Source organism: Streptomyces sp. P9-2 (assembly GCF_051903975.1).
In the GTDB taxonomy this organism is placed as follows: domain Bacteria; phylum Actinomycetota; class Actinomycetes; order Streptomycetales; family Streptomycetaceae; genus Streptomyces; species Streptomyces cellulosae.
In genome coordinates this window covers 146,560-170,471 of record NZ_CP192634.1, presented here as the reverse complement: position 1 = coordinate 170,471, position 23,912 = coordinate 146,560, and the positions used below count along the sequence as shown (strand labels likewise).

The 23,912-nt window shown below is 70.9% G+C and carries 28 protein-coding genes; 13 read left to right on the top strand and 15 right to left on the bottom strand.

The genetic code is table 11. The features are described 5' to 3' along the window. Positions 1-37: 37 nt before the first annotated feature. Both ACQY0Z_RS33375 and ACQY0Z_RS33370 read left to right on the top strand, forming a co-directional pair. Entirely contained in the window at positions 38-859 is an 822-nt protein-coding gene (locus ACQY0Z_RS33375; protein ID WP_439813454.1) for a nucleotidyltransferase domain-containing protein, read from the top strand. 123 nt (positions 860-982) lie between these two features. Beyond that, complete coding sequence (locus ACQY0Z_RS33370) at positions 983-1,456, top strand: SRPBCC family protein (RefSeq protein WP_254586464.1); 474 nt, start codon at positions 983-985, stop codon at positions 1,454-1,456. 97 nt (positions 1,457-1,553) lie between these two features. Here the strand turns inward: ACQY0Z_RS33370 and ACQY0Z_RS33365 are convergent, their stop codons facing one another. Both ACQY0Z_RS33365 and ACQY0Z_RS33360 read right to left on the bottom strand, forming a co-directional pair. After that, positions 1,554-2,045 (bottom strand): hemerythrin domain-containing protein, encoded by a 492-nt coding sequence (locus ACQY0Z_RS33365; protein WP_439813453.1) that lies wholly within the window; start codon positions 2,043-2,045, stop codon positions 1,554-1,556. Positions 2,046-2,153: 108 nt separating this feature from the next. Then, a complete protein-coding gene (locus ACQY0Z_RS33360) occupies positions 2,154-2,669 on the bottom strand; it encodes a GNAT family N-acetyltransferase (RefSeq protein WP_439813452.1) in 516 nt (171 codons plus the stop codon). Positions 2,670-2,820: 151 nt separating this feature from the next. On the opposite strand from ACQY0Z_RS33360, the gene ACQY0Z_RS33355 reads away from it, so the two are divergent. Together ACQY0Z_RS33355 and ACQY0Z_RS33350 are read left to right on the top strand one after the other, a co-directional pair. After that, positions 2,821-3,552, top strand: a complete 732-nt coding sequence (locus ACQY0Z_RS33355) for an ATP-binding protein (RefSeq protein ID WP_439813451.1) — start codon at positions 2,821-2,823, stop codon at positions 3,550-3,552. A 107-nt stretch (positions 3,553-3,659) separates the two neighbouring features. Then, positions 3,660-5,051 carry an APC family permease gene (locus ACQY0Z_RS33350; RefSeq protein ID WP_439813450.1) on the top strand — a complete coding sequence of 464 codons (1,392 nt, stop codon included), beginning with the start codon at positions 3,660-3,662 and terminating at the stop codon, positions 5,049-5,051. 17 nt (positions 5,052-5,068) lie between these two features. Here ACQY0Z_RS33350 and ACQY0Z_RS33345 read toward each other — a convergent pair whose 3' ends face one another. Together ACQY0Z_RS33345 and ACQY0Z_RS33340 are read right to left on the bottom strand one after the other, a co-directional pair. After that, entirely contained in the window at positions 5,069-5,578 is a 510-nt protein-coding gene (locus ACQY0Z_RS33345) for a DinB family protein (protein WP_189898226.1), read from the bottom strand. A 63-nt stretch (positions 5,579-5,641) separates the two neighbouring features. After that, positions 5,642-6,400: an SDR family NAD(P)-dependent oxidoreductase gene (locus tag ACQY0Z_RS33340; protein WP_189898227.1), complete on the bottom strand. Its 759-nt coding sequence runs from the start codon at positions 6,398-6,400 to the stop codon at positions 5,642-5,644. Positions 6,401-6,680: 280 nt separating this feature from the next. Here ACQY0Z_RS33340 and ACQY0Z_RS33335 point away from each other — a divergent pair, with 280 nt between their 5' ends. Both ACQY0Z_RS33335 and ACQY0Z_RS33330 read left to right on the top strand, forming a co-directional pair. Continuing rightward, complete coding sequence (locus tag ACQY0Z_RS33335; RefSeq protein WP_439813449.1) at positions 6,681-7,652, top strand: sporulation protein; 972 nt, start codon at positions 6,681-6,683, stop codon at positions 7,650-7,652. A 107-nt stretch (positions 7,653-7,759) separates the two neighbouring features. Beyond that, a complete protein-coding gene (locus ACQY0Z_RS33330) occupies positions 7,760-8,215 on the top strand; it encodes a tellurite resistance TerB family protein (RefSeq protein WP_189898229.1) in 456 nt (151 codons plus the stop codon). 63 nt (positions 8,216-8,278) lie between these two features. Here the strand turns inward: ACQY0Z_RS33330 and ACQY0Z_RS33325 are convergent, their stop codons facing one another. Next, the gene (locus tag ACQY0Z_RS33325) at positions 8,279-9,223 is read right to left on the bottom strand and encodes a M56 family metallopeptidase (protein ID WP_189898230.1); all 945 of its coding nucleotides are present in this window, start codon (positions 9,221-9,223) and stop codon (positions 8,279-8,281) included. 6 nt (positions 9,224-9,229) lie between these two features. After that, complete coding sequence (locus ACQY0Z_RS33320; RefSeq protein WP_347224561.1) at positions 9,230-9,619, bottom strand: BlaI/MecI/CopY family transcriptional regulator; 390 nt, start codon at positions 9,617-9,619, stop codon at positions 9,230-9,232. A gap of 223 nt (positions 9,620-9,842) precedes the next feature. On the opposite strand from ACQY0Z_RS33320, the gene ACQY0Z_RS33315 reads away from it, so the two are divergent. Next, a complete protein-coding gene (locus tag ACQY0Z_RS33315; protein ID WP_189898232.1) occupies positions 9,843-10,418 on the top strand; it encodes a TerD family protein in 576 nt (191 codons plus the stop codon). A gap of 28 nt (positions 10,419-10,446) precedes the next feature. Continuing rightward, the gene (locus ACQY0Z_RS33310) at positions 10,447-10,686 is read left to right on the top strand and encodes a twin-arginine translocase TatA/TatE family subunit (RefSeq protein WP_189898233.1); all 240 of its coding nucleotides are present in this window, start codon (positions 10,447-10,449) and stop codon (positions 10,684-10,686) included. A gap of 25 nt (positions 10,687-10,711) precedes the next feature. Here the strand turns inward: ACQY0Z_RS33310 and ACQY0Z_RS33305 are convergent, their stop codons facing one another. Then, entirely contained in the window at positions 10,712-11,107 is a 396-nt protein-coding gene (locus ACQY0Z_RS33305) for a GNAT family N-acetyltransferase (RefSeq protein ID WP_439813448.1), read from the bottom strand. A gap of 107 nt (positions 11,108-11,214) precedes the next feature. Here ACQY0Z_RS33305 and ACQY0Z_RS33300 point away from each other — a divergent pair, with 107 nt between their 5' ends. Continuing rightward, on the top strand, positions 11,215-11,595 hold the full coding sequence (locus tag ACQY0Z_RS33300; protein ID WP_189898235.1) for a hypothetical protein: 381 nt from the start codon (positions 11,215-11,217) through the stop codon (positions 11,593-11,595). A gap of 32 nt (positions 11,596-11,627) precedes the next feature. On the opposite strand, the gene ACQY0Z_RS33295 is transcribed toward ACQY0Z_RS33300, so the two are convergent. The 3 genes from ACQY0Z_RS33295 to ACQY0Z_RS33285 all read right to left on the bottom strand — a co-directional run bounded on the left by ACQY0Z_RS33295 (position 11,628) and on the right by ACQY0Z_RS33285 (position 14,385). Beyond that, positions 11,628-12,116 (bottom strand): CbrC family protein, encoded by a 489-nt coding sequence (locus ACQY0Z_RS33295; RefSeq protein ID WP_254586343.1) that lies wholly within the window; start codon positions 12,114-12,116, stop codon positions 11,628-11,630. 302 nt (positions 12,117-12,418) lie between these two features. Continuing rightward, the gene (locus tag ACQY0Z_RS33290) at positions 12,419-13,480 is read right to left on the bottom strand and encodes a protein kinase family protein (RefSeq protein ID WP_439813549.1); all 1,062 of its coding nucleotides are present in this window, start codon (positions 13,478-13,480) and stop codon (positions 12,419-12,421) included. 95 nt (positions 13,481-13,575) lie between these two features. Continuing rightward, positions 13,576-14,385, bottom strand: coding sequence for an LD-carboxypeptidase (locus tag ACQY0Z_RS33285; protein WP_254586342.1), 810 nt, complete (start codon positions 14,383-14,385; stop codon positions 13,576-13,578). A 236-nt stretch (positions 14,386-14,621) separates the two neighbouring features. On the opposite strand from ACQY0Z_RS33285, the gene ACQY0Z_RS33280 reads away from it, so the two are divergent. Next, positions 14,622-14,804, top strand: a complete 183-nt coding sequence (locus tag ACQY0Z_RS33280) for a hypothetical protein (protein ID WP_254586341.1) — start codon at positions 14,622-14,624, stop codon at positions 14,802-14,804. A gap of 63 nt (positions 14,805-14,867) precedes the next feature. On the opposite strand, the gene ACQY0Z_RS33275 is transcribed toward ACQY0Z_RS33280, so the two are convergent. Continuing rightward, entirely contained in the window at positions 14,868-15,746 is an 879-nt protein-coding gene (locus ACQY0Z_RS33275) for an SGNH/GDSL hydrolase family protein (RefSeq protein WP_381729536.1), read from the bottom strand. Positions 15,747-16,014: 268 nt separating this feature from the next. On the opposite strand from ACQY0Z_RS33275, the gene ACQY0Z_RS33270 reads away from it, so the two are divergent. Then, positions 16,015-16,590, top strand: a complete 576-nt coding sequence (locus ACQY0Z_RS33270; RefSeq protein WP_189898241.1) for a TetR/AcrR family transcriptional regulator — start codon at positions 16,015-16,017, stop codon at positions 16,588-16,590. Positions 16,591-16,630: 40 nt separating this feature from the next. Here ACQY0Z_RS33270 and ACQY0Z_RS33265 read toward each other — a convergent pair whose 3' ends face one another. From ACQY0Z_RS33265 to ACQY0Z_RS33255, 3 genes are all read right to left on the bottom strand, one after another. Continuing rightward, complete coding sequence (locus tag ACQY0Z_RS33265) at positions 16,631-17,107, bottom strand: (2Fe-2S)-binding protein (protein ID WP_189898242.1); 477 nt, start codon at positions 17,105-17,107, stop codon at positions 16,631-16,633. A gap of 19 nt (positions 17,108-17,126) precedes the next feature. Continuing rightward, entirely contained in the window at positions 17,127-19,436 is a 2,310-nt protein-coding gene (locus ACQY0Z_RS33260; protein ID WP_439813447.1) for a molybdopterin cofactor-binding domain-containing protein, read from the bottom strand. Positions 19,437-19,629: 193 nt separating this feature from the next. Then, entirely contained in the window at positions 19,630-20,853 is a 1,224-nt protein-coding gene (locus tag ACQY0Z_RS33255) for an oxygenase MpaB family protein (protein WP_254586337.1), read from the bottom strand. Positions 20,854-21,171: 318 nt separating this feature from the next. Between ACQY0Z_RS33255 and ACQY0Z_RS33250 the strand changes: the two genes are divergently transcribed. Next, complete coding sequence (locus ACQY0Z_RS33250) at positions 21,172-22,968, top strand: AMP-dependent synthetase/ligase (RefSeq protein WP_439813446.1); 1,797 nt, start codon at positions 21,172-21,174, stop codon at positions 22,966-22,968. A 27-nt stretch (positions 22,969-22,995) separates the two neighbouring features. Then, positions 22,996-23,475 (top strand): GNAT family N-acetyltransferase, encoded by a 480-nt coding sequence (locus ACQY0Z_RS33245; RefSeq protein ID WP_189898248.1) that lies wholly within the window; start codon positions 22,996-22,998, stop codon positions 23,473-23,475. Between the two features lie 15 nt (positions 23,476-23,490). Here ACQY0Z_RS33245 and ACQY0Z_RS33240 read toward each other — a convergent pair whose 3' ends face one another. Continuing rightward, complete coding sequence (locus ACQY0Z_RS33240; protein WP_254586334.1) at positions 23,491-23,901, bottom strand: RidA family protein; 411 nt, start codon at positions 23,899-23,901, stop codon at positions 23,491-23,493. Between the last annotated feature and the right edge of the window lie 11 nt (positions 23,902-23,912).

Here is a 23,912-nt window from a genome sequence, read left to right as displayed (position 1 = left end):
GTCGCAGCACCGCGCCTCCTTCGGCACACTCGACCCGATGGACGAGATCACCCGCATCGGGCACCGCCTGCAAGAGGTCGACGGAGTCGTCGCGGTCGCTCTCGGCGGCAGCCGCGCCCGCGGCACCCACCGCCCCGACTCGGACGTCGACCTGGGCCTGTACTACCGGGCCCCGCTCGACACGGAGGCCCTGCGCCGCCTGGCCGCCGAGCTGACCGGGGCCACGATGGAGGTGACCGAGCCCGGTGGCTGGGGACCCTGGGTGAACGGCGGCGCCTGGCTGACCGTCGACGGCACACCGGTCGACTGGATCTACCGCGACCTCGACCGCGTCCGCCGCGTCTGGCAGCAGTGCCGGGACGGACACGTCGAAACGGGTCTCCAGCCCGGTCACCCCTACGGCTTCTCCTCCCACACGTACGCCGGTGAGGTGGCCCTCGCCCGCGTCGTCACCGACCCCACAGGCGAACTGACCGCGCTGCGGGACGAGATCCGCTCCGGGTATCCCCGACCACTGCGCAACGCCCTGGTGGGTCAGACGCGTTGGGAGGCGCCCTTCACCCTGTCCGTCGCCCGCAAGGGCGTCCCCCGCGGCGACGCGTTCCATGTCGCCGGCTGCCTCTACCGCGCGGTCGGCCTCCTCGTGCACGCCCTGCACGCCGACGCCGGAGCCTGGGTGCTCAACGAGAAGGACGCGGTCCGCTCGGCCGGCGCTCTCCCCGCCGCCCCCGCAGGCTTCACCGCCCGCGCCCACACCCTGTTCGGCACCCTCGACCCGGCCCCGGACCGCCTCACGGCCGTGCTCGACGACGCCGACCGGCTGGCCGCCGACGTACTGAACGCCCTGCCTGCGGAGTGAGCCGACTTCAACTCGGATCTTTCAGGTGCGGATTGCCGGGTACCCGCCGTCGCGGACGATCCGTACAGGGGGCCGACGTGCCCGGCACGCCGGCCCTTCGCGCACAGAAACCCAGGAGGATCCATGAGCACGGTCAAGGAAACGGTCGACGTGAACGTCCCCGTCCGCCGGGCCTACGACCAGTGGACGCAGTTCGAGGAGTTCCCGCGCTTCATGGAGGGCGTCGAGGAGGTGACGCAGCTCGACGACCGGCACAACCACTGGACCACCGAGATCGCCGGTGTGAAGCGCGAGTTCGACACCGAGATCGTGGACCAGCTCGTCGACGACCGGGTCACCTGGCGGACCGTCGGGGGCGAGACGAAGCAGCGCGGGTCGGTACGGTTCGAGCCGCTGGACGACAGCCGCACCCGCGTGGAACTCACCATGGACGTCGAGCCGACCGGCGTGGCCGAGAAGGGCGCGGACGCCCTGGGCGTCATCGACCGCCGGGTCAAGGGCGACCTGCACCGCTTCAAGGAGTACGTCGAGAACGGCGGCAGCGGGGGCGGCTGGCACGGCCGTATCCGCCCGGAGAACCCGGCCGCCGGCCACTGACCCGGAGCACGGGACGCACGAAGGCCGGCCCTCCCCGCGGATCGCGGGAGGGCCGGCCTTTCGTGTGGCGTACGGCGGGACAGGCGCCGTACGTGCGTCAGGACTCGACGATCTTGCGGACGTTGTCCACGGAACCGCAGCCGGACTTCAGCTGGCGCCCCCGCTCCTCCCAGAACGCCTTGCCCAGCTCCTCACGCCGCTCCATCGCCACGTTCTCGCGGGCGCCGTTGAGGATCGTGCGCTCCTCCTCGTCGGCGTGGTGGGTGACCGCCTCGACGAGTTCCTCCAGCTTCTCGTCCCACTCGTCGCCGCCGATCTCCTCGACCTCCAGCAGCGCCAGCAGGGCCTGGTTGCCCTCGTTGTGCTCCTCCTCGCCGTGCTCGACCTCGTCGTCCTCGATGTTCTTGTACCGCTTCAGCGCGGGGTAGACCTTGGACTCCTCGGCCAGCGCGTGCGCGATCAGCAGGTCCGAGAACTCGCGCAGCGCGGCGCCCCGGTCGTCCTCGACACTGCGCATCCGGCGGAACAGATCCTCCATGCGGCGGTGGTCCTGGAGGATGAGCTCGACGACGTCGGAAGTCTCGGGCATGGGACTGCACTCCTTACTTCGAGCGGACTCGGCGGTTACCGACTGCCCCGTCCCGTCGGTCTGAGTACTCCCGATTTCCCGCAGCACCCCTACGGACCCACCGGACGGTCAGGCCGGCGTGAGATCTGTGCGCGGGTCGATCGACCAGTGGTTGCAGCGCAGGACCCGCCCCGCGAACGTCACCTCGCCCTCGGCGACGAAGCGGAAGCCGAGGGAGCGGCAGATGCCGTTGGAGGCGGCGTTGCCCGTGGCGGGGAACGCGTGCACGACGCCCCAGCGGTCCTCGTCGCGGGCCCGCTCCAGCAGGGAGTGGGTCGCGCGCCTGCCCAGGCCGCGCCCCTGGTACTCCGGGAGGACCATCCAGCCGATCTCCGAGACCGGACCGTCCTCCGAGTCGTGCGACCAGAGGGTCACCGTTCCGGCGACCACGCCGGGGGCGGCCGCGTCGGGCACGATCATCTTGATCCACGCGACGTCGGCGGCCGCGTCCCGGGCGTCCCGGCGCACCTTGTCCGCCATGCCCTCCTGCGGCAGCGGCCCGCCCAGGTCGGCCGTCATCACCGGATCGCAGCGCATACGGACGTACGCGTCCACATCCTCCGGCACGACATCCCTCAACTGCACGGCGCCCTCCCCGCTCGGCCTGCCCGTGACCCTACCGATCCGCATGTCTGTCACGGGGCGGTCTCCCGTTGTCTGTCACGGGGCGGTCTCCCGTCCGGTCACGTACTGACAGAGGGGGCATCCACCGACCACGACCGAACCGGGACCGACCATGGTGACTCTGGACCAGCCGATGAGCAGTGCCGATCTCTCCGACACCGCGCTCGCCGTACTCGACGACGACGGGGCGGTGACCGGATGGACCCTCGCGGCCCGCCGGCTCACCGGACGCGAACCCGGCGAGACCGTGGGCCGCACCGCCGCCCGCCTCCTGCCCGCCGTCGCGGACCGGTTCCCCGCCCGCGACGGCCTGCCGGGCCCCGCCCGGACACGCCACCGCGACGGGTGTCTCCCAGACGTCACCCTCCGCGTCTCCCGCACCCGCGCGCTCCGTCCTGGCAGGGAAGCCTCCTGGATCCTGGACCGCGACCCGAGGGCCGTGCGCACCGCCCGCGCCCTCACGGCCCGCACGCTGGAGGAGTGGGGCCTCGACGCCCTCGTGGACGTCGCGGAACTGGTCGTCAGCGAACTCGTCACCAACGCCGTACGCCACGGCGGCGTTCCCGTCGGCCTGCGGCTCCTGCGCGACAAGACGCTCACCGTCGAGGTCCATGACGGCGGGCACGCCCTCACCCCGCACCCGCCCCGCGCACACACCACGGACGAGGGCGGCCGGGGCCTCTACCTCGTCGCGAAACTCGCCCACCGGTGGGGCGCGCGGCCCGTACCCGGCGGCAAGGTCGTGTGGGCCGACCTGGAGTATCCCCGCAGGCCTGGGCCCTTCGCCCTTCCCGCCCGGTTGACGCCCACCCCACTCGACGCCCCCGCCCTCGACGCCGCCTGAGCCACCGCTTCCCCACTCACGCGTCCCGCAGCCGGTGTGACGCGGCCCATCCCCGCCCCGCCACACAGGTGAGCGTGATCTCGCCGCGACGGGGGACACGGTGCGGTATGGCAAGACGAGTGGGTCACGGGGCAGGGACGCGGGCGCGGGGAACGGCACAGGAGCCGACGGCCCTGAAGCGCGCGCTGACGACGCCGCTGCTGTACTTCTTCATCCTGGGCGACGTGCTCGGCGCCGGTGTCTACGTCCTGGTCGGACAGATCGCCGCAGACGCCGGGGGAGCGGTGTGGGCGCCGCTCGTCGTCGCCCTGCTGCTGGCGCTGCTCACCGCCGCCTCGTACGCCGAACTGGCGACGAAGTACCCCCGCGCCGGCGGCGCCTCCCACTACGCGACGCGCGCCTTCGGGCCGTTCGCCGGCTTCGTCGCGGGCTTCTGCATGCTCGCCGCCGGCATCGTCTCCGTGGCGGCGCTCGCCCGCGGCTTCGGCGGCGACTACCTGTCGGCCTTCGTGACCCTGCCCGTGGGACTCGTCGCCGTGGTCTTCCTGGGCCTGCTGGCGCTGGTCAACGCGCGCGGCATCAAGGAGTCCACCCGCGCCAACGTCGTCGCCACCGTCGTCGAGGTCGGCGGACTGGCGGTGGTCGTCGTGCTCGGCGCGTGGCTGCTGCTGCGCGGCGACGGCGACCCCCGGCGCCTCACCGACCTCGGCACACCGGAGAAGGGCATGGCGGCCGCCGTGCTCAGCGGCTCCGTCCTGGCGTACTACTCCTTCGTCGGCTTCGAGACCTCGGTGAACGTCGCCGAGGAGACCCGTGACCCGCGCCGCTCCTACCCGCGCGCCCTGTTCGGCGCTCTCGCCACCGCCGGCGCCGTGTACGTCCTGGTGGGCCTGGCCGCGTCCGCCGCCGTGCCGACCGCGCAACTGGCCGGTTCCAGCGGGCCGCTGCTGGAGGTGGTGAAGGAGGCGGGCGGTGTGCCGCCCAAGCTGTTCAGCGCCATCGCGCTGGTCGCCGTGGCCAACGGCGCCCTGCTCACCGGCATCATGTCCTCCCGCCTCGCCTACGGCATGGCCAAGGACGGTCTCCTGCCCGGCACGCTCACCAAGGTGCTGCCCGGCCGCCGCACCCCGTGGGCCGCCATCGCGGTCACCACCGGGCTGGCGATGCTCCTCGCCCTCACCGGCAGCGTCGCCACCCTCGCCTCCACCCTGGTCCTGCTGCTCCTCATCGTCTTCCTCATGGTCAACACCGCGGTCCTGGTGCTGCGCCGTGACCCGGGGGAGGCCGACCACTTCCGTACGCCGGCCGTGCTTCCGGTGCTGGGCATCGCGTCGTGCGTCCTGCTCGCCACGCAGATCGAGGCCGCGGTGTGGCTGCGCGGCCTGGCGATCGTGGCGGTCGGCACGGTGCTGGCCGCGATCAGCGCGGCGCGGCGATCGCGGCGGGCGGAGAGGAGCACGGAACAGCGCGCGGACGTGGACGCGTCCCAGCCCGGCTGACCTCGGCGCCCCGGGCCTCAGGCGCCCACGGTCCCGTCGACGCCCTCGCGCAGGAAGTCGGCGTGCCCGTTGTGACGGGCGTACTCCAGCAGGACGTGCAGCATCACGATCCGCAGCGACACGTCCTCGCCCCACCTCGGCTGGTGCCCGGCCCGGTCGAGGGAGGACGCCTCCCGCTCGATCCGGCGCGAGTTCTCGACCTCCGCCTCCCACGCCGTGAACGCCTCGCTCCTGGTCGACGCGTCGGCATCGTACGCGGCCTGGAAGTCGACCCTGTCCGACCAGACCATGGGCGCGTCGTCGTCCTGGAACACCCGGCGGAACCAGGCGCGTTCCACCTCGGCCATGTGCCGCACCAGACCGAGCAGCGACAGCGTGGACGGCGGCATGGACCGCCGGCGCAGCTCCTCGTCGCTCAGGCCCTCGCACTTCATGGCGAGCGTCGCCCGGTGGTAGTCGAGGCAGGCGCGCAGCGTCTCCCGCTCGCTGCCGAAGAGAGGCGGTCCGATCCGGTTGTCGCTCGGCACTGAGTGAACTCCTTCGTAGGCGTGGGCGTACGAGTATGCCGGGAGGCGCTCGCGCGGTCAGGGTCAGAGGTGATGGCCGCCCGACACCTCGATGTTCTGGCCGGTGATCCAGCGCCCCTCCTCGGACACGAGCGCGGCGACGGCGAGGCCGATGTCGTCGGGCTCCCCGACCCGCCCGAGCGCGAACTGCCGTGCCAGCTCCGGGACGATCTCCGGGTTCCGGGCGAACGCGTCGTCGGCGAAGCGGGTGCGCGTCGCGCCGGGGGAGACGGAGTTGACCCGGATGCCACGGGCGCCGAACTCCTTGGCCATGTAGCGGCTGAGGACGATCAAGGCGCCCTTCGCGGACGCGTAGACGGAGTACCCCGGCTCGGTCACGTGGGGGAGCGCCGAGTTGCTGGACACGTTGACGATCGCGCCACCGTCCGCGAGCAGCGGCAGCAGGGTCTGCGTGAGGAAGAACGGGCCCTTGAACAGCCCGTCGGTGAGACGGTCGAAGGACTGCTCGGTGGTGTCCTCGATCATCGCCATGCCGGCGAAGCCCGCGTTGTTGACCAACTGGTCGAACGAGTCCCGCCCGAACGTCTCACGCAGGACACCGGTCACGTCCTCGCGGAAGGCCGGGAAACCGGACGTGTCGGCGATGTCCAGCGGCAGCGCCACCGCGGTGCCGCCCAGCTGTTCGATCTCCCGGACGGCCTCCTTGGCGCCCTGCCCGTTGGAGCTGTAGGTCAGGACGACGCCCGACCCACGTCGTGCGATCTCCACGGCCGCGCTGCGGCCGATGCCCGAGCTGGCGCCGGTGACGACGGCAACCTTCATGGCGTGCCTCCCTGAGGTTCCGGAGCCCGGAGGCTCCGTACGGAAAGTGACACCTCCAGGCAACCGCGCGGCCGCCCCACGGGAAACAACGATCCTCCCCGCCTCTTGCTCGATCCTCCCGCGCCGGCCACCTGCAGCTTTTCGGCCGTTTCCGGCGACCCACCTCTGATCACGCCGTTCACGGGCCGGTGGCGTCCTATGCTCTACGCGTCTGTAGAAACGGGCGCGTCGGGCGACGGGCCCGAGGCACGCACGTACGCACAAAGGAGTGGACGCCGCCATGGTGTTCAAACGACTGCTCGGATCCCTCGGTGTGGGCGGCCCCACGGTCGACACGGTCCTCGACCCGGGAACGGCCCGGCCCGGTGGCGCGCTGACCGGCCAGGTCCATCTCGAGGGCGGGCAGGCCGACTTCGACATCGAGCACATCACCCTGGAGCTGGTGGCCCGGGTCGAGGCCGAGCACGCGGAGGGGGAGAGCGAGGGCGTCGTCGCCTTCGAACGGTTCGCCGTCGGCGGCGGTTTCCGCCTCGCCGCGGGCCAACGGCACAGCGTCCCCTTCACGGTCACGCTGCCGTGGGAGACACCGGTCACCGAACTGCACGGCCAGCACCTCGGCATCGTCCTCGGCGTGCGCACCGAACTCGCGGTGGCCGGCGCCCGGGACAAGGGCGACCTGGACCAGCTGAGCATCGCCCCGCTGCCCGCACAGGAGGCGATCCTCGAGGCGTTCGGGCAGCTCGGTTTCGGCTTCAGGTCCGCCGACCTCGAATACGGCCGCATCGCCGGCACCGGCCAGCAACTGCCGTTCTACCAGGAGATCGAGCTGACCCCGGCGCCCCAGTACGCCCACCAGGTCAACGAGATCGAGGTGACCTTCCTGGCGAACCCGGGCGGCGTCGAGGTGGTTCTGGAGGCCGACAAGCGTGGCGGCCTCTTCTCCGGCGGCCACGACGCGCTGACCCGCTTCACGGTCGGCCACCACGACTCGCGCGACTGGAACGCGGAAGTGGACGCGTGGGTACGGCAGTTGACCGAACGGCACGGTGGCGCGTACGCGGTGTACGGCGACCACGGTCACCACGACAGCCACGACCACGGCGGCCACCACCGGAGCGGCCCCGGCATGGGTACCGCCGTCGCGGCGGGCGCCGCGGGCCTCGCCGTCGGTGTCGTCGGCGGCATGGTCGCGGCCGAAGTCGTCGACGAGGTGGGCGACTTCTTCGAGGGTGACGAGGAGGACGAGGGCTGATCGAGGGATCCGCCCCCTGCTGATAAATTCTACAGTAGTGTAGAAACACAGGGAGCCCGGACGACCCCCTTCCGTCCGGGCTCCCGCCCGACACGTACGGAGCTTTCATGGCCCTGTGGGACCGCCTCAAGGAGTCCGCATCGTCGATGCAGACCCAGCTCATGGCGAAGAAGAACGACCTGAAGAGCGGCGCCTTCCGGGACGCCAGCATGGCGATGTGCGCGCTCGTCGCCGCCGCCGACGGCACCGTCGACCCGGTCGAGCGGCAGCGCGTCGCCCAGCTCATCGCCACCAACGAGGTGCTGCAGAACTTCCCCGCCGACGATCTGCGCCGCCGCTTCGAGGACAACCTGAACAAGCTCACGAGCGACTTCGCGTTCGGCAAGGTGAGCGTCATCCAGGAGATCGCCAAGGCGAAGAAGAAGCCCGCCGAGGCGCGCGCCGTGATCCAGATCGGCATCGTCATCGGCGGCGCCGACGGCGACTTCGACAAGGACGAGCAGGCCGTGGTCCGCGAGGCGTGCTACGCGCTGGACCTGCCGCCCCACGAGTTCGACCTCTGACCCACCGCGACACACGGAGGGCCGGCACCGTCACGGTGCCGGCCCTCCGCACATCCCGGCCTCCTACAGCGGCGTCGCGGCGTGCAGGATGAGCACCATCGTCACCGCGGAGTTCGCCGACGACATCGCCGACACGGCCGCCCCCGTGGCGGCACCCCACGCCGCGACACCCACCGCCGTGAACAGCGACGGCCACGACCGCACCGCCGGCGCGGGACCGAGCAGCGCGGCCACCCGGCGCGGCACCGGGCCCGCCGCGGCCAGACCCGCCAGACCGGCAGGCGTGGCGGCCGGGGCGCCCCGCGACAACAACGCCGCCTTGCCGATCGCGCGTGCCACCGTACGGCGGCTGCCGACCGCCTGCGCCGCGTCCTCGTCCGCCCACCGCTCCGTCGTGTACGACACCGCCGTACGCAGTGGCCGCAGGAAAGGATTGGCCTGCGCGGCCAGCCGCACCGCGAGCAGGAATCGGTGGTGACGGGCGGACAGATGCGCCCGCTCATGGGCGAAAAGCGCCCGCCGCTCGGCCGGTTCCAGACACTCCAGCAGGCCTGTCGTGACCACCACACGGTCCCGCCGGCCGCCACCCGGCAGCGCGTACGCGTACGGCGTGCTGTCCGGCAGGACGGCCACCTGCGTGTCCCGCAGCCCCGCCAGCGCCCGGTGGGCCCGACGGCGCACCCGCGCGTGCCGCCACCACGTACGGCCGCACACCGCCAGCACCGCGAACAGCGCGGGAATCGCCGCCTTGCCCGCCACCTCGTCGTACGGCACCGCCGCCCGCACCTCCGGGTCCGACCAGCCGTCGGGCAGCGGATTGCCGGGGAGCTGGGCCGTGCCGACGACCATCACCAGGGCGAGACAGAGCGTGCTGCACGCGGCCATCACCGCGGCCACCCCGGTCAGCAGCCGCGTCGCGGTGCGCGGATGCAGATGCTGCTCGGCCAGGCGCGCGATCGGCCACGCCGTCAGCGGCAGCACCAGCGGCAGAAAGACGAAGACCCCCATGAGGCTTCAGTCTTCCCCGTCGTGCCCCGTCGGACGCAGCAGCCCCCGCAGCAGCCGCTCGTCGTCCGGCCCGAGGCCGGTCACGAAGCTGGCCAGCACGGCCTCGCGGTCGCTCTCGGAGTCCAGCACCTTGCGCATCCGCCGGGCGGCGAGACCCGCCTGGTCCAGCGCGCACGTCCAGGCGAACGACCGCCCGGCCCGCTCCCGCGTGACGGCGCCCTTGGCCAGCAGCCGGGTCAGGATCGTGATCACGGTCGTGTACGCGAGGTCGCCGCCGAGGCGCTCCTGCACCCAGCCGGCGGTGGCCGGGCCGTCGGCCTCCCGGAGCGCCGACAGGACCAGAGCCTCCAGCTCGCCCTGCCCCCGCCGCCGGGGACGCTGCCGCTGCTCGCCCACGTCCTGTCTCCCTCCTGCCGCCATGCGTTCTCCCGCGTTTCCCGCGCGGACATCGTATAGACGCCTGGGGGCCGTCCGTCCGTACGCCATGTACGGGTGCGCGCGGTCCGGCGTCCAGAACGTACGGTCCCACGCCCTGCCGCGTGATCTCTACAGTGATGTAGATTCGTAGCTCCGGACCCGAGCCGCGGGCCCGACCGCACCCGCCGAGAAGGAGCACACCGTGGGAGTTTCCCTGTCCAAGGGCGGCAACGTCTCGCTCAGCAAGGAGGCGCCGGGTCTGACCGCCGTCCTGGTCGGCCTCGGCTGGGACGTCCGTACGACCACCGGCACCGACTACGACCTCGACGCGTCCGCCCTGCTCCTCGACGCCTCCGGCAAGGTGCTGTCGGACCAGCACTTCGTCTTCTACAACAACCTGCGCAGCCCCGACGGTTCGGTGGAGCACACCGGCGACAACCTCACCGGTGAGGGCGAGGGAGACGACGAGAGCGTCAAGGTGAACCTGGCGGGTGTGCCGGCCGAGGTCGACCGGATCGTGTTCCCCGTATCCATCCACGACGCGCAGAACCGCGGCCAGAGCTTCGGCCAGGTCCGCAACGCGTTCATCCGCGTCGTCAACCAGAACGGCGGCGCGGAGATCGCCCGCTACGACCTCTCCGAGGACGCGTCCACCGAGACCGCGATGGTCTTCGGCGAGCTGTACCGCAACGGCGCGGAGTGGAAGTTCCGCGCGGTCGGGCAGGGTTACGCTTCCGGCCTGGCCGGGATCGCCGCCGATTTCGGCGTGAACGTCTGACCCGGAGAGACAGAGGGAGCGGGAGACCATGTTCGGACTGAGCGAACTGGCCATCATCCTCATCGTCGTCATCGCGATCGTGCTGGCCAAGAAGGGCCCCGAGCTCGCGCGCAACGCGGGCAAGTCGGCGCGCATCCTCAAGGCGGAGGCGCGCGCGATGAAGGAGGCGGAGGAGCAGAAGGCGACGGACACGCCTCCGCGGGTCATCCCGGGCGAGACGATCCCGGGCCGCGAGGAACAGCCGCCCAAGGACGGCACGCGCCCGTAGCCCGCCGCACGGCTGCCGGGACCGCCTAGAGGGCGATCAGCCCGGCAGCCGTGGCCCGGAAACCGCAGGCGTCGAGATGGAACGCCCGCAGATGCTCCTCGAAGTCGACGTGCAGCCAGTGACATCCGGCGCTACGGGCCCCTTCGGCGGCGAGACGGACGAGCGTGGTCCCGACGCCGCCCCCGCGGCACCTTGTGGCCACGACGGTGTCCAACAAGAAGGCATGGACCCCGCCGTCCCAGGCGACATTGACGAACCCGACCAACTCCCCACGGTCCCAGGTACAAACCCACCCAACACTGTGCCGTTCCAGCCTCCCCCGCCAGTCGACCACCCCGACGGGCCCGCCGAACCCTTCTGCGTGCAGGGCATTGAGGGCGCCGTTGTCGATGTCGCCGCGCCATTCGTAGGTGATGGTCATGAGAGGTGAACCGGTAACTCGGGGTGCCTCGCCCCGCGTGCCCTACAGGGGAATCCACGATCGCCGGCCATGGTGCGGCAGTGTAGGCGTGGCAACGGGGGTGTGACATGGGGCTGGTGCTCTTCCCAGATGACGGTGACGTGACGAGCCCGGACGTCGACTGGACGTACTCCGGTTTTGCCATGTTCCGAAGGTGGCTGGCGCAGATCGAGGGGTTCGCGCTCAACGACATGGACGGCTTCTGCGGGGAACGCCAGTGGTCCAGCGTGCACACGACCCTGGAGCCACTGCTCAACCACCCGGACGACCATGGGGAACTCACACCTGCCCAGTGCGCCACGATACTGCCGCGGTTGGAGGAGATCCGTGACCACCATGTGGCCGACGGCTGCGACCCCGACATCCGCCAACACGCCAAGGACATCGGCCGATTGGTCACCGTCCTGCGGATGTGCGTGGCAAAGGACGTGGATCTCTGTTTCGGTTAGTCGTAGGTGCCCTGGGCCATGCGAGAAGATGCCTAGAAAGCATCCACATAGGCGAGATGAGTGCCGCACACGGTGCAGCGGAACAGCACCGCATTGGCACCGCCACCCAGGTGGGCTGCGAAGTCACCGAGCTGGTCCAGGGCCTCGGGATACTCCGCCAGCTCCGCGTACCCCACCTCTCCGACCAAGGCCGCCGCATCCCCGCAGTGGGACAGCCAGTGCGGCTGCTGCCAGCCGGAAAAGCCCGGCGTGCGCCGAGTGACCTCCTGCACGACGTCCATGCTGACCCCGTCGAGCCCGAAGCAGTCGGTGAAGTCACCCTCGAAGCGTTCGGCCGCGCTTCCGTCGGCGATGCACCACGGGCAGAAAGGCCCGTCGACATCGTGTGCGGTGTAGAAGCCGGCCGTGTAGATCCAGCCCCTGCTGCGCCCGCAGCACACGCACCTGTCGGAGGACGCCCGGACGGACCCGGTGGCCACGGGGTCCGGGTGATAGCGGAAGTTGGGCAGGTCGTCGCTCATCGCCGGGCCCGCATCTGTCTCATGGGCGGCAGTCTGTCCGTGAACATGGCGTCGATCGAGCGAGGTCCAGTCACCCCGCACCCCTTCCACGCCGCGCAGCCGCACCCCGACCGCCCTCCGAGGCGCACATGCGTCTCCACCTCGGAGGTGTCCGGGCCGCGCCGAATCTCGACCGTCGGCAGTTCACCACCGCTCACGCTCAGAGTGCCGCCCCTCATAGTCGAGCTCGATCTCCACCGCGCCGAACAGATCATCCTGGACGGGCGCTTGCACGATCGAATCCATGGAGACTCCCTGACTCCTCACTGATCACCTATCTCAAGCCTCTGCCGGACCGCAGTGAACGGGAAAGCCGCCGTCCGGCTCTCCGTCCGGAACCGGCGGTAGAAGTCCCCCATCACCTCCGCGACCGGCGCGTACCGCGCGACGACATCGGCGAAGACCGCGGGCATCCGCACTGGCCGGACCCCTTCGGCGCACGTCCGCACGAAGGCTGCACGCTGGTCCGGCCCATGGCCGAGCAGAGCCACGATCAGCCAATTCACCAGATGCGTGACGGCATAACATCGGTCGTACAGGCAGTGCTGCTCGAAGAACTCCGCTTCATCTCGGCCCAATTCAAAACGAGACGAGAACGCCAGCCCGAAGTCGGTGAAGAAGAGCCGACGGCCGTCGGTCAGGATGTTCTCGAAGTGCGCGTCGAAATGCAGCGCCCCGTTGGCGTTCATGAACGCGATGCCCGCCCGCAACTCGTCGTCCACCATGGCGCAGGCCCGCTCGGCGGCCTCCCCGCCGGCGTCCATCCGCTCACCGAGCCAGTCGTGCAAGTTCTGCGGAATGTATTCCAGGAACAGCAGCAGACTCGCCGACGACCCCCGCAGCGCCTCGATGCGGCACCGCACCTCGGGCCCGCCACCCCAATACGCGACCGCTCGCTCCACATCTGCCAGTTCATCGGGAAGCGGCCGGCCCTCGTCCGGCAGCACCCGCCAGTGATGCAGCACCGGGAAGCCCTCGTACCGCCCCCCGATCACCCACTCCGTCGTCATACGGTGTACGGCCAACTCCCGCCACGCCCCGAAGCCCGGGCCGCCGATCGTGCCGACCCCGTAGTGACAGAAGAGCGGCAACTCGAAGAGGTTCCGCGTGGAGTGCCGATTCTCCGGCCGCCGCTCCAGATCGGTCAGGCGTACCCGCTTGACGAATACGGGCGTACCGTCGACGTCGACCAGTACCCGGTCCCCGCCGATGCCGGACCCCAACGGCCGCCCCGCGTCCACGAGTTCACGCAGCCCGCGCTCGTCGCACATCGCCAGCGAAGCGGAAACACCACCATGGGCGGCCAGGCGCGCACCGCGCGACATGCCACCGTGCTCCACGGACACCTCCCCATCACGGAGCGAAACGGTGCCCCACCGTACCCTCCCCCAAGTCCCGAAGGCGCACGCTCGCCGCACCTTCACCGCAGCGTCTGCGTCAACTCACTCCGCCCCGCCGCGTGCACCACGCGTCCGTACGCGCCGTTGACGATCGGCATGTACGGCGGGACGTGCCCGCACTCGACATCGGCGATGACCGGCACGTTCAGGCAGTGGAGCGCGTCGAGGACCGCCTCGTGCTGGGTGAGGGACGGGCTGTCCGGAGCCGCGGTCCGGCCGACCAGGATGGCGTTCGCACCCTCGAAGAACCCGGCGAGCCTCATGCCGTGCAGATGACGGCAGACGGTGAAGGCGTCGCTGTCGCACACCTCCACGTAGACGAGCAGTCCGTCGGGCGCCATGTCGCGGGTGAACGCCGGCATGTCGAGACAGGGCGTCCCCGCGAGATTGCACAGCGTCTCGACGCAGCCGCCGATCAGCCTCCCCTCGACCTCCACGTCCCCCGTGCCGTCCAGCCGGGTCCAGCCGCCCTGCGCGTCGAGCGTGTACTCCCGTACGTCGGGGAACGCGGCGAAGTCGTCGAAACCGACGGTGCGGTGGCGTCCGGGCGGCGTCTGCCTGAACGACCAGCCCGGCGGCGCGGCCGCGATGTCGAACCATGACAGCAGCCCCTCCGGCACGCGGTACGGCGTGTCCATGAGGTTGTTGCCGTGGAGCGTCGCCGTGCCCGTGAGCAGTGTGAGCGGGGTCATGAGGGTCGACATGTCGGAGAAGCCGACGACCCAGGTCGGTTCCGCCTCACGCAGCCGGTCCCAGTCCAGCAGCGGGATCAGGAACCGAGCCGTGCAGCAACGCCTGTGGGCGGTCTCCGAGGAGCTGACGGGGGTCACGTTCCCCGTGTAGTCGGCGGCTCCCCCACGAAGTGGTCCGACTGAGATCATTCCGGGGGAGGTGGTGGCGTGACCACGAAGAGCCACCGTTGGCGGTGGTCGGCGATCACGGCGACGGCGGTCCTGTTGGCCGGCTGCGGCAGCGGGGAGGAGAGCGGCGGCGACGGCGGCCGGGCGGCTGCGCTCACGAAGGAGCAGGCGCGGCGGGTGCTTCCGGACGGTGCGTCGATGGACGGGTGGATGCCGGCCGCCGAGCCCAACAGGTGCGGGTCGGGACCACGCTGCTGTGGGTCCAGACGGGAGGGGAGTCCGAGGGAGACATCGACCCGGACGGCGTCCGCGACTTCACCGAGCTCCTCGCGGAGCGCTCCCGGCAGGCTCAGAACGGCGACACCCCCACCGCCGCACTCGGCGACTGAACGGATCCGCGCACGTGCAGGCGTGGCGCCCGGTCCCCCGGGCACCGGGCACCACAACCGTCCTCACTTCAGCCCGAGAACCTCCATCGTGTGCTCGGCCATCCGCCGCTCACCCAGGGCGTTCGGGTGGACGGGCACCAGGCTCGTGCCGAACAGCACCGGCTCGATCCAGCGGGTGCCGAGCGGTGTGCACGCGTCGTGGCCGTCGGAGACCTCGGCGAAGTCGACGAAGGTCGCGCCCGTCTCCTCGCTGGCGCGTTCCACCGCCGCGTTCAGATGGGCCTGCACGTCACGCAGGTACGGCACGTCGCCCTCGGCGATCGGCAGCTTCAGGTAGCACGACGGGTCGGCCTTCTCCGGGGTGATCCAGGGGTAACCGAGCACCGCCACCCGCGCGTTGGGCGCCTTCGCGCGCACGGCCCGCAGAGCACTCTTCAGCGCGGGGTACGTGCTGTTCTTGATCTCGTCGTTGAAGGACGAGCCGTACTTGTCCTTGCACGGGCTGCCCTTGCCCCCGGTCAGCAGCCCCGCGCTGCCGCAGGACGTGATGGCGTTGATGAAGGTGCCGTTGTCGTTGCCGCCGATCGTCAGCGTCACCAGATCCGTGTCGGAGCTCAGCGCGTTCACCTGGGGCGGCACGCCCAGGTACTGCGACGAGGTGAAGTCCTTCGTCTGGGCCGCGCCGCAGGTCACGTCCTTGAGGTGGGCGCCCGTCCGGTCCGCGATCACATGCGGGTAGTTCACGGTGGACCGCAGGCAGAGCAGGTTACTCGTGTCGACGGGCAGCACGCCGGAGCCGGCGCTGTAGCTGTCGCCGAGGGCGACGTACCGCAGCGGGTCGGACGCCTGGGCCGTGCCGCCGGCCGTGAGGCTCAGAGTGAGCGCACCGGCGAGCGCGCATGAGGTGGCCATGACATTACGGCGCGAGACATGCTTCTGCATGTGATCCCTTTCCGGAGGGAGGGCGGCGGGCTGCGGGTGCGGCGGGCGGCAGGGTGTGTCGGCAGGGCGGACGGGGCGGTCGTGGCGGGGAAGAGTGCCTGGTCGAGCGGTTACCGGTTGGTTCTACCGTCAAGTAATGTGCAGCGGCGCCGAGCCGGAGTCAACATTGTTGACCGAACTTCTTGAAACACACACGCAATCTGCGTCCGGCCCCTGTGAACATGTGAACGCGCAGGTGCGAAGCGCACGGCCGCCTATCCTGGCCCGCATGCTGCAGACCGGCTCCAGCGTGTCGACCCGCGAGTCCATCCACTCGGCCGCCGCCCAGCTCTTCCGGAGCAGGGGCTATTCACGGACCACCGTCCGTCAGATCGCCGCCGAGGCCGGCACGGACCCCGCACTGGTGATCCGTCACTTCAAGTCCAAGGAACTGCTGTTCCTGGAGACGATGCATCTGACGCTCGACGACGAACCGCTGCTCGACGTACCCCTGGAGCGTCTGGGTGAGCGCCTCGCCGAACTCCTCCTGGACCTCGGCGGCTCCGCGCGCGGCGTCTTCCTCGCGCTGGTTCACGGCAGCAACGAACCGCACATCCACGACCGGCTGCGGGACACACACGAACATCTCTTCGTCGAGCCCCTGCGCCGCCGGCTCACCGGCCCCGACGCCGACGTCCGCGCGCGCACGGCGGCCGCCGTGGCCGGAGGACTCCTCTACGCCCTGTGGGTCGCGGGGGACCAAGGCCTGCTCCGCATGGACCGCGCGGAGCTGGTGTCCCGGTACGGCGCCCTGCTCCAGGACGTGCTGACTCCCCGGACACCCGAAGGTCCCCGGACCCCCTGACCGGCGGAGGCCCGGGGAGACACCCCCGTACTGCCCGCCGCTACATCTTCCCCGCCGCCGACTTGATCGCCTCGCGGATCCGCGGATACGTACCGCAGCGGCAGATGTTCCGGATACCGTCCAGGTCGTCCTCCGTGACCTCGCGGCCTTCCTCGGCGACCCGGCGGACCAGCGCGACCGCGGCCATGATCTGCCCCGGCTGGCAGTAACCGCACTGCGCCACGTCCTGCTCCAGCCACGCCTCCTGCATCGGATGCAGCTCGCCGTCCACCGTGTCGGCGAGCCCCTCGATGGTGGTGATCTCGTCGGTCGGCCTCAGGGCGCCGACGGGCACCGCGCAGGGGTTCACCGCACGGCCGTTGAGATGGCTCGTGCACGCCTTGCAGACGTTGATGCCGCACCCGTACTTGGGTCCGGTCACGCCCAGGACGTCGCGCAGCACCCACAACAGCCGCTCGTCGTCCCGCACATCGACGGTGACCTCTTCGCCGTTCAGGCGGAAAGTGTGCTTGGGCACGTGAGAGCTCCAGGGGTGTTCAGCGGACGTGGTCCAGGCCGTCGGCCGGGGAGGCGGGGATCGGCGGCACGGTCGGTTTGGGATCGAAGGACAGGATGTCGTGGTTGATGGGGAAGGTGGTCGGCATGGTGCCGGTCGCACGACCGTACGCGCAGGCCACCGCCGCCATCGACGCGGCGACGCCCAGCTCGCCCGCCCCGCCCGGCTTGCCGGTGGTGTCCGGCATGACGATCACCTTCATCTCCAGCGGGGCGTTCCACTGCCGGGTGTAGAAGTAGTTGTCCCAGCTGGCCTCGAGGAAGTGACCGTCGCGCAGATGGAGGCTGGAGGTGAGGGTCTGGGCGATGCCGTCCATCAGGCACCCCATCATCTGCGCTTCCAGACCGAGCGGGTTGACGGTCAGACCGACGTCCACCACGACGACCGCCTTGGTGACCCGGGGACCGGCCACGCCGTCCTGCACCCGCCGGTTCACCGTCTCAGGCCGGCAGTCGATCTCCACCAGTACCGCGTTGGCCGAGTGGTACTCGGTGTGCAGCGCGATGCCCTGCGCCATGCCGTCCGGCAGCGTCCGGCCCCACTCACCGGCCTCGGCCGCCTTGTCCAGCACGGCCCGCGCCCGGTCGTCCCGCAGGAACCGTCGCCGGAACTCGTACGGGTCCTTGCCCAGCTTGGCGGCGAGCCGGTCCACGATCAGCTCCCGCGCGCACACGACGTCGGGGGAGTAGACGTTGCGCATGCTGCCGGTGTTGAAGCCCTTGTCCGTCTCGGCCAGCAGCCTGCTGTTCGCACCGAAGTCGTACGGCATCGACTGCGACAGCTGGAAGAAGGTCTCCGAGAACCCGATGTCCCCGACCGGCAGCTTGGCCGCCATCGCCGTCAGCAGCTCGCCCAGGCCGTGACCGAGGTCCGTGGAGACGCTCGTGTGCCGTTGCTTGTAGCCGAGGACCGTGTCACCCGCGTACGAGACCCGCACCCGGGAGATCGCCATCGGATGGGTGCGGCCCTGACGGGAGTCGTCCGCGCGGTGCCACATCAGCTTGACGGGCTTGCCCGTCTTCTTCGACACCTCGGCGGCCTCCAGCGCGGCGTCGAAGAACAGCTTCCGGCCGAACGAGCCGCCACCCTCGGTGACATGCACCTTGACCGCGCTCACCGGCAGCCCGAGCTTCACCGCGATCGTCTCCTGGGCGACGATCGGCGACTTCAGGGACGACCAGATCTCCGCGCGGTCCGGACGGACGTCGGCGATCGCGCAGTTGGGCTCCAGCGCGCTGTTGCTGCGGAAGTGGAAGATGAACGAGCCCTCCACGCTCGGAGTCAACGAAGGCAGCCCCATGGACGGTTCGGCGGCGCGCAGCTCCTTCAGCACCGACGCGTCGGACTTGCCCTCCGCAGTCCCCGGCTTCCACGACACGCGCAGCGCCCGTACGGCGTCGATACACCGTCCGAAGGTGTCCGCGCGCACCGCCACCCCGGTGGAGATCACCACGACGTCGGTGACGCCGGGCATGGCCCGCACCTCGTCGAGGTTGTTCACCGTGCCGGGCCTGCCGTTGATGGTGGGCGGCCGGCACACCATGGTCGGCAGCGCACCGGGCACGTCGAGGTCCATGGTGAACTGCTTGCGCCCGGTGACCGCTTCGAGGGCGTCCACTCGGGTGTGCGGGCGGCCGATGACACGGAACTGGTCGCGCGGCTTGAGGCTCACGGAGACCCGCTCGCTCGTGCTGCCCGCAGCCTTCCCGGAGAGCTCCCCGATACCGGCGCTGCGACCGCCGGGGGCGGACACGACGCCGGCCTTCAGCGTCAACTCACCGGTTGTGACCTCGAATTGGTCGGCGGCCGCGGCCAGCATCCGCTGGCGGGCGACCGCGGCGGCGACCCGCACCGGCGTGTAGGTGGAGAACGTCGTGTTGGAACCGCCGGTGAGCTGGTTGAACAGCAGCTCGGGCCGCGCGTCGGCGAGGGTGACCCGCACCCGCTCGACCGGCACGTCCATCTCCTCGGCGATCAGCATGGCCGTCGAGGTGGTGATCCCCTGGCCGACCTCCGCGCGCGGCAGGGCGAACGACACGGTGCCGTCCTCGTTCACCTCGACCGTGATCAGACCCGAGGTCGGCAGGGCGGCGGCCGTCATCACGTCGTTGAGGTCGACCAGTTCGGTGATCTCCGGCGAGGGGATGCCGTCGGCCGCGGCCCGAGGGGCGGAGGACATCTCGGCGGCGGCGACGAGCGTCGGGGCGGCCAGGACGTACCCGAGGAAGCGTCGTCGTCCCGGGCCGCGTGCGTCGGACTCGGGCGTCTTCGCCATCCCGTCACTGGGCATACTGCGTCACGATCCCATCTCGGCAGGTCGGGGGTACGGGGCGCACACCTTTCCGTGCGTGCGCTGATCATGCAAGGGGGCCGCGCGCGGAGACTTCGTGGTGATCGGCGGACGTACCGGGGCACACGGGAGCCGCCGGTGACGGCGACGGCCCGGGCCCCGGAACGTCAACGACGGGCGCGGACAGGGGCGTTCAGAGGGAGCGGTTGGCGTCCGGGATCTCCAGGTGGATGGGCCGCCCCTCGGACATGAACAGCAGGACGAACTTGCGCAGGGCCTCCTCCAGCACCCAGGCGATGGACGGCACCCCGGGCAGCGGTATCAGTCCCTCGCGGAACGCCACCACCAGCGGCCAGGCGCTGCTGACGATGGGCTGCAGGATCGGCTCGCGGTCCAGCCCGATCAGATCGCCGACCCGGTCGCCGACGATGTACCGGGAGAACGCGTTGATCAGCGGCTCGGTGAGCCCCGCGTCGACCTCCGCGATGATGCCGAGGAGCGCGTCGGTGAGCGCGGCGCCCTCCGGGGTGTGGTCGACGATCGGGTCGAGAACCTGCTTCGACTGGGCGTTCGCGGCCGCCCAGGTGGCCGGGATGTACTCGTCCCGGATGCCCAGCATGTGCGCGCTCACCTGCCAGACGTGCAGGAAGCCCTCCGACTCCCTCTCCGTGATGGGGACCTTCCAGTCGCGGAGCTTGCCCATGACGTACGTCGGCAGGCTGTGCCAGGTGACCATCATGTCCGCCTGGCTGATCGGGATGGTCTGCCCGCCGCTGGTCCGGGACCAGCCCGGCGACTGCGGCAGCAGATGCCTTACGGCCGCGTGCACCAGCCGCGTCCGGACCGACGTCGCGATCATCCCGCCCTCAGGCTTGTACGCGTACCTGTCCCCGACGTCGTACCCGAGCTGGGCGGTCTTGGCCACCCGGTCCTTCATGTCCGCGCCGCCCTTGGAGTAGTACACGGCGCGCGCCTCGCGTGGGATGGCGGTGCTCAGCAGCCCGCTGCCCAGGCCGTAGAGGGCGCCGGTGTAGAGCCCCTTCTTCCTGGTGAAGTCGACCGCGTCCTCCAGCTTCGCGGTGTCGGCCCAGGAGGGCAGCTTGCGCGCCTCCTCCATCCAGTCCCGCAGGGCGGAGGGGAGCCCGGCGGGCAGTGGCTGGTCGTTGCGCACCCAGTCCCGCAGCAGGTCGTTGACCTGCGGCACCTGGCCCCGTTCGATCACGTCGGCGATGATCGCGTCGACCTCGTCGTCCCACAGCCAGTCGGGGTCGACACCGGCCCCGCTGCCCGCCACCGAGTCGGCGGGCGACCAGGTCCACAGCGACCGGGCCCGCGCCGGCGAGGCCATTCCCAGCGCCCCGAACGCGCCCAGTGCGCCGCCCGCGAGCAGTAATCTCCGCCTGTTGATGTCGGTCATGCTGCGACTCCTCGTCTGGTCCCGGTGGGTTCTGTCCCGTGGTCCGTGGCTCTTGCCGTGCGTGATCCCTGACGTCGCCGTACCTGCGAGGGGCAGTACGTGCTGCGGCCCATGACCCCCGCTCGGGCCCTGCCCCTTCGCACGATCACTTGGTACGCTGAAACACATTTAGTATCGCTGTATCGTCGCGCCCCCAGGGGAGCACAGACCGCGCAAGATCGCCAGAGGCGCGACCGAATCTATTGACACTCCGTCAACAGCGGTCCACCGTGTGCCGCCCCAGGAGTCCGCAGACGCAAGGCGATGGAGGGAGCCCTCGTGGCCGCATCGGAGCAACTGCACAGATCCGTAGACGGGTTGACGATTCCGGCGCTGCTGCGCGAGAACGCGCGGCGCCACCCCGACCGGCCGGCCCTCACCACCGGCATCGGCCCCGACGACGGCACCCTGACCTGGCACCAGCTGCGCACCGAGGTGTCCGCCGTCACCCGGGGACTGCGCGCCGTGGGCCTTCGGCGGGGCGACCGCATGCTCATCGCGATGTCCCGGCGCGCGGAACACTGGGTCGCGGACCTGGCCGCCGTCCACCTCGGGGCCCTGCCCTGCAGCACGTACGACACCCTGAGCACGGACCAGATCCGCCACCTCGCCCGGCACAGCGCGGCCACCGTCCTGGTCCTGGAGGGCCAGGAACAGATGCGGCGCTGGGGTCCCGTGCTGGACGACCTGCCGTACCTGCGTGCCGTGATCGTCCTGGACTGGAGCGCCGCCCCGGAGGGCGACAAACGGTTCGTGAGCTACCAGGCCGTGCGCGGCTCGGGACCGCTGGACGCCGCCACCTTCGAGGCGCTGACGGACGAGATCACCACGGACCAGCCGCTGACGGTGGTGTACACCTCGGGCACGACGGGCGAGCCGAAGGGGGTGGTGCTCACCCACCGCAACGTCATCCACGAGTCCCTCATGCAGGACCAGTCGCTTCTGGTCCCGGACCACCCTCGCACCGTCGCGTACCTGCCACTGGCCCACATCGCCGAGCGGGTGCTCGGCATCTACCTCCCGATCTGCAACGCGGGCCACGTCACCATCTGCCGTGACCCTGCGCAGCTCCCCGCCACACTCCTGCACGTCCGCCCGCACGGGTTCTTCGGCGTGCCGCGGGTGTGGGAGAAGCTGGCCGGCGTCCTACGGGCCAAGCGGGGCGAGGAGTTGGGGGAGGCCCGCGAACTGGCCCTGAAGGCGTACCGCCTCCGCTCCGCGGCCGAGGACGTCCCCCCTGAGCTGACCGAGCGCCTGACACACCTCGACGGACAGGAACTCCGTCCGATACGGGCCGCGATCGGCCTCGACGAGTGCCGGCGCGCCTCCAGCGGTGCGGCGCCCATCCCCACCGCCGTGCTGGAGACGCTGGCGAGCGTGGGTCTGCCGGTCCACGAGGTGTGGGGTCTGAGCGAGACGACGGGCGCGGCCACCGTCAGCACACCCGATGCCTTCGCCCTGGGCGCGGTCGGCCGGCCGGGACCCGGCATCGAGGTGAAGGCCGCCGAGGACGGCGAACTGTTCGTACGCGGCCCGGTGGTCGTCCCCGGCTACCTGCGCGCCGACGGCGGCATCGACCCCGCGACCGACGAGCACGGCTGGCTGCCGACGGGCGATCTCGGCACCGTCGACGCACGGGGCATCGTCACCGTCACGGGGCGCAAGAAGGAGCTCGTCATGACCGACGGCGGCAAGAACATCGCCCCGACCAGGATCGAGTCCCTGCTCCGCACCCACCCGCTGATCGCCCACGCGGTCGCGGTGGGGGACAGGCGCCCGTACATCACGGCGCTGCTTGTCCTGGACGAGGAGGCGGCGCCCCTGTGGGCGAAGGACCATGAGGTCGCCGCCGACGGCCTCGAGGAACTGGCCCGCCACCCGGAGGTGCTCGGGGCGCTGGACAAGGCGGTGGCGGAGGCGAACGCGCAGCTGTCGCGCCCGGAACAGGTGAAGACGTACCGCGTGCTGCCCGGGCCGTGGACGGCGGAGTCGGGCGAACTGACCCCGAAGCTGAGTGTGCGGCGCAGGGACGTCGAGCGGCTGCACGGGGCGGTGATCGAGTCGATGTACGCGTAAGGGTGCGGGCGGCGGGGGTCTGGAAGGATGCGGGTCGTGGAGATCAACGATTTCGCCATCCGCCGTGCGGCCGGCCCCGACGCGGCGGCCGTGGCCGAGGTGTGGCTGCGGTCCTTCACGGCGGCGCTTCCGGGCGTGCGCCGGGCGCACACGGACGACGAGGTGCGGGCCTGGATCCGCGAGGTGGTGGTGCCCGGCCAGGAGACGTGGGTGGCGACGGTGGACGGCTCGGTCGTCGCGATGACGGTGCTGGACGGTGACGACCTGGACCAGCTGTACATCCACCCGGCCTGGCAGGGCAGGGGCATCGGCGGACGCCTCGTGGACATGGCGAAGGAGCGCAGCCCGTCGGGGCTGACGCTGTGGACGTTCCAGGTCAACGAAGCGGCACGTCGCTTCTACGAGCGGCACGGTTTCGTGGCGGAGGAGTGGACCGACGGTTCACGGAACGAGGAACGGGAGCCGGACGTCCGGTACGTGTGGCGCCCTGGGGGAGCAGGTTTCTGAGGCCCGGTGCCGTGGTCAGTGGGGCAGGGCCGCGGTCAGGTCGACCTCGACGAGCTGCCCGGAGAAGCCGAGCCGGGCGACGCCGAGGAGGGTGCTCGCGGTGGTGAACGCGGGTCCGATGACGGACGCGGTCAGGCGTTGCCAGGCGGCGCCCAGGACCGGTCCGTCGTCGCTGACCACGTAGATGACGGAGCGGACGACGTGCTCCGGCTCGGCCCCTACGGCGTTCAGGGCGGCGAGGGCGTTGGCCGCCACCTGGTCGATCTGGCCGTCGAGATCACCGGGCCCCACAAGCTCCCCCGCCGGGTCGAGGGGGCACTGCCCCGCCAGATAGGCCGTCCGGCCCGCCTCGACGACGGTGATGTGGTGGTACCCCGGGGTCGCATGGAGCTGAGGCGGATTGATACGCGTGATCTGGCCGGTCATAGGCGCGAGTC

Excerpts from the sequence above, each read along its gene's own strand:
- ACQY0Z_RS33375 (WP_439813454.1), top strand. The coding sequence starts at position 38 with ATGGACGAGATCACCCGCATCGGGCACCGCCTGCAAGAGGTCGACGGA.
- ACQY0Z_RS33370 (WP_254586464.1), top strand. The coding sequence starts at position 983 with ATGAGCACGGTCAAGGAAACGGTCGACGTGAACGTCCCCGTCCGCCGG.
- ACQY0Z_RS33365 (WP_439813453.1), bottom strand. The coding sequence starts at position 2,045 with ATGCCCGAGACTTCCGACGTCGTCGAGCTCATCCTCCAGGACCACCGC.
- ACQY0Z_RS33355 (WP_439813451.1), top strand. The coding sequence starts at position 2,821 with ATGGTGACTCTGGACCAGCCGATGAGCAGTGCCGATCTCTCCGACACC.
- ACQY0Z_RS33350 (WP_439813450.1), top strand. The coding sequence starts at position 3,660 with ATGGCAAGACGAGTGGGTCACGGGGCAGGGACGCGGGCGCGGGGAACG.
- ACQY0Z_RS33340 (WP_189898227.1), bottom strand. The coding sequence starts at position 6,400 with ATGAAGGTTGCCGTCGTCACCGGCGCCAGCTCGGGCATCGGCCGCAGC.
- ACQY0Z_RS33335 (WP_439813449.1), top strand. The coding sequence starts at position 6,681 with ATGGTGTTCAAACGACTGCTCGGATCCCTCGGTGTGGGCGGCCCCACG.
- ACQY0Z_RS33330 (WP_189898229.1), top strand. The coding sequence starts at position 7,760 with ATGGCCCTGTGGGACCGCCTCAAGGAGTCCGCATCGTCGATGCAGACC.
- ACQY0Z_RS33325 (WP_189898230.1), bottom strand. The coding sequence starts at position 9,223 with ATGGGGGTCTTCGTCTTTCTGCCGCTGGTGCTGCCGCTGACGGCGTGG.
- ACQY0Z_RS33310 (WP_189898233.1), top strand. The coding sequence starts at position 10,447 with ATGTTCGGACTGAGCGAACTGGCCATCATCCTCATCGTCGTCATCGCG.
- ACQY0Z_RS33305 (WP_439813448.1), bottom strand. The coding sequence starts at position 11,107 with ATGACCATCACCTACGAATGGCGCGGCGACATCGACAACGGCGCCCTC.
- ACQY0Z_RS33300 (WP_189898235.1), top strand. The coding sequence starts at position 11,215 with ATGGGGCTGGTGCTCTTCCCAGATGACGGTGACGTGACGAGCCCGGAC.
- ACQY0Z_RS33295 (WP_254586343.1), bottom strand. The coding sequence starts at position 12,116 with ATGAGCGACGACCTGCCCAACTTCCGCTATCACCCGGACCCCGTGGCC.
- ACQY0Z_RS33290 (WP_439813549.1), bottom strand. The coding sequence starts at position 13,480 with ATGTCGCGCGGTGCGCGCCTGGCCGCCCATGGTGGTGTTTCCGCTTCG.
- ACQY0Z_RS33275 (WP_381729536.1), bottom strand. The coding sequence starts at position 15,746 with ATGCAGAAGCATGTCTCGCGCCGTAATGTCATGGCCACCTCATGCGCG.
- ACQY0Z_RS33270 (WP_189898241.1), top strand. The coding sequence starts at position 16,015 with ATGCTGCAGACCGGCTCCAGCGTGTCGACCCGCGAGTCCATCCACTCG.
- ACQY0Z_RS33260 (WP_439813447.1), bottom strand. The coding sequence starts at position 19,436 with ATGCCCAGTGACGGGATGGCGAAGACGCCCGAGTCCGACGCACGCGGC.
- ACQY0Z_RS33255 (WP_254586337.1), bottom strand. The coding sequence starts at position 20,853 with ATGACCGACATCAACAGGCGGAGATTACTGCTCGCGGGCGGCGCACTG.
- ACQY0Z_RS33245 (WP_189898248.1), top strand. The coding sequence starts at position 22,996 with ATGCGGGTCGTGGAGATCAACGATTTCGCCATCCGCCGTGCGGCCGGC.
- ACQY0Z_RS33240 (WP_254586334.1), bottom strand. The coding sequence starts at position 23,901 with ATGACCGGCCAGATCACGCGTATCAATCCGCCTCAGCTCCATGCGACC.